Here is an 11,147-nt window from a genome sequence, read left to right as displayed (position 1 = left end):
CTCGACGCCCTCTTGCGGCCCCTCCCCGTGGGCCTCCCCGGTGAGCTCTTCGTCGGCGGCCCCGGTGTCGCTCGCGGCTACCTCGGACGTCCCGACCTCACCGCCGAGCGCTTCGTCCCCCACCCCTTCGCCTCCTCCCCCGGTGAGCGCCTCTACCGCACCGGTGACCGCGTCCGCTGGCTGCCCTCCGGCTCCCTCGAGTTCCTCGGACGCCTCGACTCCCAGGTGAAGCTGCGCGGCTTCCGCATCGAGCCCGCGGAAGTCTCCGCCCTCCTGCGCGAGCACCCCTCCGTCCTCGACGCCTTCACGCTGCTGCGCGAGGACGCTCCCGGCCTCCAGCGCCTCGTCGCCTACGTCGTCCCCCGCGAACACGAGATCGACACGGCGGCCCTGCGTGCCTTCCTGCGCGAACGATTGCCGGAGCACATGGTGCCCGCGGCCTTCGTCCGTCTGGACGCGCTGCCCCTGTCCTCACACGGCAAGGTGGACTCGAAGGCCCTGCCCGCGCCCGATGACACCCACGTCGGCAGCGGTCAGCCCTACCTGGAGCCGCAGGGCCAGTTGGAGCGCACGCTGGCGACCCTCTGGACCGAGCTGCTGGGCCTGCAACGCGTGGGGCGCAACGAGCGCTTCTTCGACGTGGGCGGCAACTCGATGAGCATCATCCGCCTCCAGGCGCGGGTGCGGACGGAGCTGGGCCTGAACGTGGCCCTGCCCGTGCTCTTTCAGTACCCCACCATCGCCGGGCTGGCCGAGCACCTGTCGCGGACCGGCGACAGCCCGAAGCTGGAGTCCAGCCAGGAGCGCGGCGAGGGCCGCAAGGAGCGCATGGATCAACAGCGCGAGCTGCGCCTGGCGAACCGCCGCAAGAAGGGGGGCTCGTGATGGGCCAGGACAACACCTCCCAGCCCGAGGCCGTCGCCATCGTCGGCATGGCGCTGCGCGTCCCCGGCGCCAGTGATCCGGAGTCCTTCTGGAAGCTGTTGAGCGAAGGCGTGGAGCCGCGCACGTCCTTCTCCGACGCGGAGCTGGATGCGGCCGGAGTGCCGCGCTCCGTGCGCGAACAGCCGGGCTACGTGCGCGCGGGCTTCGTGCTCGACAACGTGGCCGGCTTCGACGCGGCCTTCTTCGGCTACAGCCCCCGGGAGGCGGAGCTGCTGGATCCCCAGCACCGCCTCTTCCTGGAGTGCGCGTGGGAAGCGCTGGAGCGGGCCGGGTATGACGGGACGCGCTGGCCGGGCGCCATCTCCGTCTTCGCGGGCGAGGGGCGCGGCAGCTACCTCATCACCCAATTGCTGACGCGGCCGGACCTGGTCGCGTCGCAGGGCCTGTTCTCGCTGGTGGTGGCCAACGAGAAGGACTTCCTCGCCACGCGCGTGTCCCACCGGATGGACCTGCGCGGACCGAGCCTCACCGTGCAGACCGCGTGCTCCACGTCGCTCGTGGCCGTGCACCTGGCCTGCCAGAGCCTGCTGTCGGGCGAGTCCGACATGGCGCTCGCGGGCGGCGTCTCGCTCGTGCTACCCCAGCGCGCCGGCTACCTCTACCGCGAGGGCGGCATCCTCTCACCGGACGGACACTGCCGGCCCTTCGACGCGAAGGCCGAAGGAACGACGGGGGGCTCGGGCGCCACGGTCGTGGTGCTCAAGCGCCTGTCGGATGCCCTGGAGCAGGGCGACCCCATCCACGCGGTCATCCGCGGGTCGGCCACCAACAACGACGGCGCCTCCAAGGTGGGCTTCACCGCGCCCAGCGTGGACGGTCAGGCCCGGTGCATCTCCGAGGCGCTCGCGGTGGCGGGCGTGGAGCCCGACTCCATCCAGTACGTCGAGGCGCACGGGACGGCCACCCCGCTGGGAGACCCCATCGAGGTCGCCGCGCTCAACCAGGTGTTCCAGGGACAGCCGCGAGGCTCCATCGCCCTGGGCTCGGTGAAGGGCAACCTGGGGCACATGGACGCGGCGGCCGGCGTGGCGGGCCTGATCAAGACGGCGCTGGCGCTGAAGCACCGGCGACTGCCCCCCAGCCTGCACTTCCAGCATCCCAACCCCAGCGTCCCCTTCGAGGAGGGGCCCTTCGCCGTCAACACCACGCTGAGGCCGTGGCCCGGTAACGGACCGGCACGCGCGGGCGTGAGCTCCTTCGGGCTGGGCGGCACCAACGCGCACGTCGTGCTGGAGGAGGCGCCCGCCCCGGCGTCGCGCACGTCGACGACGCGCCCCTGGCAATTGCTGGTCCTCTCCGCCCGGAGCGCTCCCGCGCTGGAGGAGGCCACGGCACGTCTGGCCACGCACCTGGAGCAGCACCCGGAGGTGGCGCTGGCGGACGTCGCCCACACGTTGCAAGTAGGACGGCGGCGCTTCGAGCACCGGCGGGTGCTGGTCTGTCAGGACACCCGCGAGGCCCGCGAGGTGCTGGCCGCGCGCGACCCGCGCCTGCTCACCGAGGTGGCGGAGGACGGACGCCGGCCGGTGGCGTTCCTCTTCCCCGGCCAGGGCTCGTACCACGTGGACATGGGCCGCGACCTGTACGCGTCCGAGCCCGTCTTCCGCGAGCACGTGGACGCGTGCCGCGAGCGGTTCGCGCCATTGCTGGGCATGGACCTGCTCCAGAGCCTCTACCCCGCCGCGTCGGCGCACGCGGAAGCCTCGCGGAGGCTGGAGCAGGTGTCGCTCGGCCACCCGACCCTCTTCACCGTCGAGTACGCGCTGGCGCGCTGGTGGATGCACCAGGGCGTGCAGCCCCAGGCGCTCCTCGGTCACAGCATCGGCATGTACGCGGCGGCCTGTGTGGCGGGCATCTTCTCGCTGGAGGACGCCGTGGAGCTGGTGGCCCTGCGCGGCCGGCTCATGCAGCAGCTCTCCGGAGGGGCCATGCTCTCCGTCCAGCTCCCCGAGTCCGAGCTGCGACCCTTGCTCGCGGGCAGGCCGGTGGACGTCGCCGCCATCAACGCGCCCTCGCTGTGCGTGGCCTCTGGTCCCCAGGACGCAGTGCAGGCCTTGCAAGAGGCGCTGGAGGCACGCGGCGTGGAATGCCGACGGTTGCACAGCGGCCATGCCGGCCACTCCGCGATGATGGAGCCGATGCTGCGGCCCCTGGAGGAGCGGCTGCGCCGCGTGCGCATGTCCCCTCCGACCATCCCCTGCGTCTCCAACCTCACCGGGACCTGGCTCACGAACGCGGAGGCGACGGATCCGCGCGCGTGGGCGGAGCACGTGCGCCGGCCGGTGCGGTTCGCCGAGGGCGTGGCCACGCTGCTCGCGGAGCCGGATCAGTTGTTGTTGGAGGTGGGCCCGGGGCAGGCCCTGACGATGCTCGCGCGGCAGGCCTCGGCCGCGGCGGGGCGCACGGTGGTGCCGTCGATGCGCCGGCCGCAGGACCCTCGGCAGGACTCCTCCGTGCTGCTGGAGGCGGCGGGACGGCTGTGGCTGGCCGGCGTGGAGCTGGACGGCGCGAAGCTCCAGGGCCCCGGCGAACACCGTCGGGTGGAGCTGCCCACCTACCCCTTCCAGCGAGAGCACTTCTGGGTGGAGGCCGCGGACGGGCAGGCCTCGCTGACCGCGGCCCCACGGACGCCGGGGACCGCGCCGCGCAAGCGGGACGATGCCTCCGAGTGGTTCTACCAACCGGCCTGGAAGCCCACGCCGCCGCCGCCGGAACCCGCGTCCCGGGGCGGGCGCATGCTGGCCTTCGTCGAGGCCACGGGCTTCGGGGCGAAGCTGGTGGAGCACCTGCGGGCCCAGGGCACGGAGGTGGTGCGGGTGCTGCCGGCCCGGGAGTTCTCGCGGCTGGACGCGCACACCTACGGCCTCGTTCCCGGCGAGCCCGCGCACTACCGCGCGCTGCTGGAGGCGGTGGGCCGCACCCCGTTCGTGGTGCATGCGTGGGGCCTGGGACCCGGGCTCGCGGGGGACGAGGAGGCCGCGCTCGCGCTGGAGCTGGAGCGGGGCTTCCACAGCGTCATCGCCCTGACACGGGCGCTCCAACCCCAGGCGGGCGAAGCGCCGGTGGACGTCGCCATCCTGGTGAGCGGCGCGCTGGAGGTGACCGGCGACGAGCCGCTGGTGCCCGCACGCGCGCTGGTGGTGGGCCCGTGCAAGGTGGTGCCCCAGGAGCACTCCGGACTGCGCCCGCGCTGCATCGACGTGCGCCTGCCCGGGGACCCGGCGAAGGAAGCGCGGCTGCTCTCGCGACTGGCCGCGGAGGTGCGCCTGACGTCGGCGGAGCCCGTGGTGGCCTGGCGCGCAGGGCGTCGCTACGTCGAGCACCACGAGCCGACGCGGCTGCCCCCGCCGGGCGCCGACGTGGCCCCGCTGCGGGAGCGGGGCGTGTACCTGATCACCGGAGGCCTGGGACGGATCGGCCTGGGCGTGGCCGAACACCTGGCGGCGGCGGTGCGGGCGCGGCTGGTGCTGGTGGGCCGCTCGCCCTTCCCTCCGCGCGAGGAGTGGGAGGCGTGGCGGGTGGCGCACGGCGAGCAGGACGACGTGTCGCGGAAGATCCACCGGCTGCGGGCGATGGAGGCGCTGGGGGCGGAGGTGCTGGTGCTGTCGGCGGACGTGTCGCGGCGGACGGAGGTGGAGTCCGTGGTGGCCCGCGCGGAGGCGCGCTTCGGGGCCCTGCACGGGGTGGTGCACTCGGCGGGCAGCATCGGGAAGCAGACCTTCGTGCCGCTGGTGGAGCTGGAGCGCGAGCGCTGCGAGGAGCAGCTCGCCGCCAAGGTGCATGGCACGCGCTGGCTGGAGGCGGCGCTGGCCGGCAGGACGCTGGACTTCATGGTGCTGCAGTCCTCGTTGTCCGTGGTGCTGGGCGGCCCGGGGTTCAGCGCCTATGCGGCGGCCAACGCCTTCATGGACACGCTGGCGTCCCTGCGCGCCCGCGCGGGCGGGACGCAGTGGCTCAGCGTGGACTGGGACGGGTGGTACCAGGAGGGGGAGGAGCCCAACGCCTCCGACATGACGCTCGCGGAGGGCTCGGACGCCCTGCGGCGACTGCTGGGCGCGGGCGCCGAGGGACGCTGGGCGGTGTCCACCGCGGACCTCGCCGCGCGTCAAGCGGTGTGGCTGCGGCGCGAACGGGCCGACGCGGCTTCGGGTCCGCGGACGGATCCGGGCCACTCCCGGCGCGGGCTGCGCACGGCGTATGTCGCGCCCCGTGACTCCGTCGAGCGCGAGACGGCCGCCATCTGGGCGGAGCTGCTCGGCGTCGCGCAGCCGGGCATCCACGACGACTTCTTCGAGCTGGGCGGGCACTCGCTGGTGGGAGCGCAGGTGATGGCGCGGGTGCGGCAGGTGTTCCAGGTGGAGCTGCGCCTGCGCACCCTCTTCGAGACACCCACCATCGCGGGCATGGCGGTGGCCATCGTCCACGGCCGCACCGAGAGCGTGGAAGACGCGGAGCTGGAGTCCCTCCTCACCGAGTTCGAGTAGGCCGCCCGCGGTCGCCTCTTCGCATCAACCCTCTTCTTTGACCGAGCACCATGAGCGACATTCGGAACCGGATCGCCAACCTCCCCCCTGAAAAGCGCGAGCAGTTCCTGCGCAAGCTGGCCGAGCGGCAGAACGCTCCCGGGGTGACGCAGGAGCCTCCGCCGACCCGGCGGCCCGCGCGCGCGGCCTCCGAGCCGTCGCCGTTGTCCTTCGCCCAGCAGCGCCTGTGGTTCCTGGACCGGATGGAGCCCGGGACGACGCTGTTCAACATCCCCGCCGCCTTCCGCCTGCGGGGACCGCTGGACGCGCGGGCCCTGGAGCGCGCCTTCAACGCGCTCGTGGAACGCCATGAGTCGCTGCGCACGCGGTTCCTGGAGCAGGACGGTCAGCCCGTCCAGGTGGCGGTGCCCTCGCTGGAGCTGACCCTGGCGCGGGTGGACCTGATGGGGCTCGCGCCGGATCAGCGCGAGCAGGAGGCGCGGCGGCGGTTGGCGGAGGAGGCGCGACGTCCGTTCGACCTGACGTGCGGGCCCCTGCTGCGCATCCACCTGCTGCGGCTGACGGCGGAGGAGCACGTCCTGCTGCTGACGATGCACCACATCGTCTCCGACGGCTGGTCCATGGAGGTGCTGATCCGCGAGGTGGGCGTCTTCTACGAAGCCTTCAGCACCGGCGTCGCTCCGGTGCTCGCGCCCCTGCCGTTGCAGTACGCGGACTTCGCGCGCGAGCAGCAGCTCGGTCGTGAGAGCGCGGCCCTGCGCCGGCAGCTCGACCACTGGAAGGCGCGGCTGACCGGCGCGTCCCAGGTGTTGGAGCTGCCCACGGATAGGCCTCGTCCGGCCGTGCAGACGTTCCAGGGGGCGGAGCTGTTGGTGGAGCTTCCGGGGCCGCTGGTGGAGGAGCTCAAGGGGCTCGGACGGCGCAACGGGGCCACCCTCTACATGGTGTTGCTCGCCGCCTTCCAGACGGTGCTGCACCGCTACTCGGGGCAGGACGACCTCTGCGTGGGCACGCCCAGCGCCGGACGCGGACAGGCGGAGCTGGAGGGGCTTATCGGCTTCTTCCTCAACACGCTGGTGCTGCGCACGGACCTGTCCGGCGACCCCACGTTCCTGGAGCTGCTCGGCCGGGTACGCGAGGCCGCGATGGGTGCGTTCGACAACCAGGACGTGCCCTTCGAGAAGCTCGTCGAGGAGCTCCAGCCCCGGCGCAGCCTCAGCTACACGCCGCTCTTCCAGGTGATGCTCATCCTCCAGAAGCCGCAGGGGCGTCCCCGGCTGGGAGCCCTGACGCTGGAAGGAATCAAGAGCAACGCGGGCCAGTCGATGTTCGACCTCACCCTGTCGCTGGTGGAGGTGGAGCGCGGGGGGCTCGTCGGTCACGTGGAGTACAGCACCGACCTGTTCGAGGAAGGCACCGTCGCCCGCCTCTTCCAGCACCTGCGCACCGTGCTGGAGGCTGTCGTCGTGAGGCCCGAGCAGCGCCTGGGTGAGTTGCCGCTCATGCCCGAGGCCGAGCGGCGTCAGGTGCTCCTGGACTTCAACCGCACCGACACCGACGTGCCTCTCGAGGTCTGCTTCCACCAGCTCTTCGAGGCCCAGGCGGCTCGCACTCCGCACGCCCTTGCCGTGCGCGACGCCTCCTCGTCCCTCACCTACGCGGCGCTCGATGCCCGCTCCAACCGCCTCGCGCACTTCCTTGTCCACTCGGGCTTGAAGCCCGATGGCATCGTTGCCCTCCTCGCGCCTCGCGACTGCGACTTCCTCACCTCCACCCTGGGCATCCTCAAGGCGGGCGCTGCGTGGCTGCCCCTGGATCCCCTCCACCCGCCCCAGCGCCTCTCCCAGGTCCTCGCCCTCAGCCGCGCTCCCTTCGTCCTCGTCGCGGACGCGCTCGCGCCCCGGCTCGCCTCTGCCCTCGCGCTGCTGCCCCCTGAGTCCAGGCCTCGCGTCCTCTCGCTGGAAGCTTCGCTGAGCGCCGCGTCCCCCGAGCACGCCCTCGCGCCTCGCGGCTCGCCCTCGCACCTCGCCTACGTCATCTTCACCTCGGGCTCCACCGGCACCCCCAAGGGCGCCATGGTCGAGCAGCGCGGCATGCTCAACCACCTGCATGCCAAGGTGCAGGCCCTGGCGCTGGGCCCCTCCGACGTCGTCGCCCAGACGGCCTCGCAGTGCTTCGACATCTCCATCTGGCAGTTCTTCTGCGCCCTGCTCGTCGGTGGCCAGACGCTCATCCTTCCCGACGACGTCGCGCATTCGCCCGGGGCCCTCCTTGAGTCCTTGGAGCGCGAGGCGGTTTCCATCGTCGAGACCGTGCCCTCGCTGCTGCTCGCCCTGCTCGACGAGGCCGACGCGCTGGGCCCCTCCCGCCCCGCGTTCAGTCACCTGCGCTTCATGCTGGCCACGGGTGAGGCCCTCCCGGCGGAAACCGCGCGGCGTTGGCTTCAGGCCTGGCCCGCCGTGCCCCTGCTCAACGCCTACGGCCCCACCGAGTGCTCTGACGACGTCACCCACGCCCTCCTCACTTCGGCGCCTACGTCCGCTTCCGTCCCCATCGGTTCGCCCCTCTGCAACACGCGCCTGTATGTCCTCGACTCGCACGCGCGGCCCTGCCCGCTGGGCGTCCCCGGGGAGCTCTTCGTCGGTGGCGTGGGCGTCGGCCGGGGCTACCTCTTCGACCCGCTTCGCACCGCTGCCTCCTTCGTTCCGGACCCGTTCTCCTCCTCCCCCGGCGCCCGCCTCTACCGCACCGGCGACCGCGTCCGCTGGCTGCCTGACGGTGCCCTCGAGTTCCTGGGCCGCATCGACTTCCAGGTGAAGGTGCGCGGCTTCCGCATCGAACTCGGAGAGATTGAAGCCTTCCTCTCGCGCCTTCCTTCCGTGCGCGACGTGGTGGTGGTGGGACGCGAGGACGCACCGGGCGATGCGCGCCTCGTGGCCTACGTCTGCGCCCGCCCGGGCCATGCCCTCGACGTGGACGCCCTGCGCGCGCACCTCGCCGAGCACCTGCCCGAGTACATGGTGCCCTCCGCCTTCGTCCTCCTGGACGCGCTCCCGCTCTCCAGCAATGGCAAGGTGGACCGCAAGGCCCTGCCCGCGCCCACGGCCTCCCTGGAAGGGACTCGCGCCTACGCTCCTCCGCGCACTCGCATCGAAGAGGTGCTGTGCGGCCTCTTCGCGCGCTTGCTGCGCCTGGAGCGCGTGGGCGTCCACGACGACTTCTTCGCGCTCGGTGGCCACTCGCTGCTCGCCACCCGCCTCGTCGCCCAGGTGCGCGAGGTGCTCGGTCTGGAGCTGCCCCTTCGCGCCCTCTTCGAGGCCACCACCGCCGCTCGCCTCGCCGAACGCGTGGAGGCGCTCAAGGCGTCTTCCTTCTCCTCCTCCGCGCCGCCCCTGCGTCCCGCGCCTCGCGGCGGCGCGCTGCCCCTGTCCTTCGCACAGCAGCGCCTGTGGTTCCTCGACCAGTGGCAGCCGCAGAGCGCCTTCTACAACATCCCCGCCGCGCTCCGACTCCTCGGCCCCCTGGATGTGCCGTCACTTCAGCGCACCTTCGATGAAGTGATCCGCCGCCACGAATCGTTCCGCACGACGTTCGAGGACGGGCCCCAGGGCCCTGTGCAGCTTGTCCACGCGGACCTCGCGGCGTCGCTCCCGCTCGTGGACCTCCAGGCCCTGCCCGCCGGGATGCGTGAGTCGGAAGCGCTCCGAATCGCCAACGACGAAGCACGGCGTCCGTTTGATCTCACCCACGGCCCCCTGCTTCGCACCACCCTGGTGCGAATCGACACGGACCACCACCTGCTCGTGGTGGTGATGCACCACATCGTCTCGGACGGAGGCTCCTCGGAGGTGCTGCTGCGCGAGCTGGCCGCCCTCTACGACGCCTTCCGCCAGGGACAGCCGTCGCCGCTGGCGCCGCTGTCAGTGCAGTACGCGGACTACGCCTTGTGGCAGCGCTCCTGGCTCCAGGGCGAGGTCCTCGATGCGCAGCTGGGCTGGTGGCGTCAGCAGCTCGACGGCGCGCCGCACGCCTTGGCGCTTCCCACGGACAGACCGCGCCCGGCGCTCCAGACGTTCCGCGGAGCGCTCCTCACCCGGGTGCTGCCGCGTCCGCTCTCCGACTCCCTGCGCGCGTTCCACCGCGCCGAAGGCGTCACCCCGTTCGTGACGTTGCTCGCGGCCACGCAGGCCCTGCTGCATCGCTACTCGGGCCAGGACGACTTCACCGTCGGCTCTCCCGTCTCCGGTCGCACGCATACCGCGATGGAGGGCCTCATCGGCTTCTTCGTCAACACGCTGGTGCTGCGCTCCCGCTTCGGCCCCCGCACCACCTTCCGGGAGCTGCTCGCCCAGGCGCGCGAGTCCACGCTCGGCGCGCTCGCCCATCAGGACGTGCCCTTCGAGAAGCTCGTGGAAGCGCTCCAGCCGCAGCGCGACCTGAGCCGTTCACCCCTCTTCCAGGTGATGGTGGCCTATCAGCAGGAGCTCCAGGTCCAGCAGGCCCTGCCGGGCCTCACCCTGCGCCCGCTGCCCGTGGATGGACAGGGCGCCAAGTTCGACCTGACCCTCTCCCTCACCGACACCGACGAGGGCCTTCGCGCCTCGTTCGAATACAACACCGACCTCTACGACGAGGCCACGGTGGCGCGCATGGCGGAACACCTGTCCCTGCTGCTCGAGGGCGCCATCGCCGGACCGGATCAGCCCATCGCCTCGCTGTCCCTGCTCACGGACGCGGAGCGGCAGCGCGTGCTGGTGGAGTGGAACGCCCACGACGTGGACTTCCCCCGCGACGTCCTCGCCCACCAGCTCTTCGAAGCCCAGGTGGCCCGCACCCCGGACGCGCCCGCCGTCTCCACCGGCGACACCACCCTCTCCTTCCGCGAGCTCGACGCCCGCGCCAACCAGCTCGCGCACCACCTGCGCTCGCTCGGCGTCGGCCCCGAGACCCGCGTCGGCCTCTGCGTCGAGCGCTCCTTCGACCTGCCCATCGGCATCCTCGCCGTCCTCAAGGCCGGTGGCGCCTGGGTGCCCCTGGATCCGTCCTACCCCGCCGAGCGCCTCGCCTTCATGCTCGCTGATTCGGCCGTGCAGGTGCTCCTCACGCAGGCGCCGTTGAGAGACGTCGTGTCCATGCGCGACGGAGTCGTCGTGTGCCTGGACACGGACTGGCCGCAGGTGGCCACCCGGTCCACCCTGCCGCTGCCCCCTCGTGGCGTGCCCGACTCGCTCGCCTACGTCATCTACACCTCCGGCTCCACCGGCCGTCCCAAGGGCACCCTCCTCACCCACCGCGGCCTGTGCAACACCGCCCTCGCCGCCGTCCGCGAGCACGGCTTCGATTCGCACTCCCGCGTCCTTCAGTTCGCCTCGCTCGGCTTCGACGCCTCCGTCTGCGAAGTCTTCGCCACCCTCCTCGCCGGTGCCTGCCTCCACCTCGCACCCCGCGAACAGCTCATGCCCGGCGAGCCCCTCCATTCGCTGCTCCGCTCGCGCGCCATCACCGCCGTCACCCTCACCCCGTCCGTCCTCGCCCAACTGGAGCCGGACGGACTCGAAGGCCTGCGCACCGTCATCTCCGCCGGTGAGGCCTGCCCTCCCGCCATCGCCGCACGCTGGGCACCCGGCCGCCGCTTCCTCAACGCCTACGGCCCCACCGAAGTCACCGTCTGCGCCTCCATCGGCGCCGTCGTCGACCCGGCCCACCCCACCATCGGAC

The 11,147-nt window shown here is 72.3% G+C and carries 3 protein-coding genes; all 3 read left to right on the top strand.

The window, feature by feature from the left end; all coding sequences use genetic code 11:
• Positions 1-885 (top strand): non-ribosomal peptide synthetase (locus tag D7V97_RS32335; protein ID WP_199729010.1); only part of this gene is annotated, 885 nt, incomplete at its 5' end.
• Positions 885-5,429, top strand: a complete 4,545-nt coding sequence (locus D7V97_RS32330; protein ID WP_120614477.1) for a type I polyketide synthase — start codon at positions 885-887, stop codon at positions 5,427-5,429. The genes D7V97_RS32335 and D7V97_RS32330, both read left to right, overlap by 1 nt.
• A 50-nt stretch (positions 5,430-5,479) precedes the next feature.
• On the top strand, positions 5,480-11,147 hold a 5,668-nt coding region (locus tag D7V97_RS32325; RefSeq protein WP_120614476.1), incomplete at its 3' end, for a non-ribosomal peptide synthetase.

The sequence above is a fragment of the Corallococcus sp. CA053C genome (assembly GCF_003611675.1).
In the GTDB taxonomy this organism is placed as follows: domain Bacteria; phylum Myxococcota; class Myxococcia; order Myxococcales; family Myxococcaceae; genus Corallococcus.
The sequence above is the reverse complement of the archived record's forward strand: the minus strand, read 5'-3'. Positions and strand labels throughout refer to the sequence as shown.

Excerpts from the sequence above, each read along its gene's own strand:
- D7V97_RS32330 (WP_120614477.1), top strand. The coding sequence starts at position 885 with ATGGGCCAGGACAACACCTCCCAGCCCGAGGCCGTCGCCATCGTCGGC.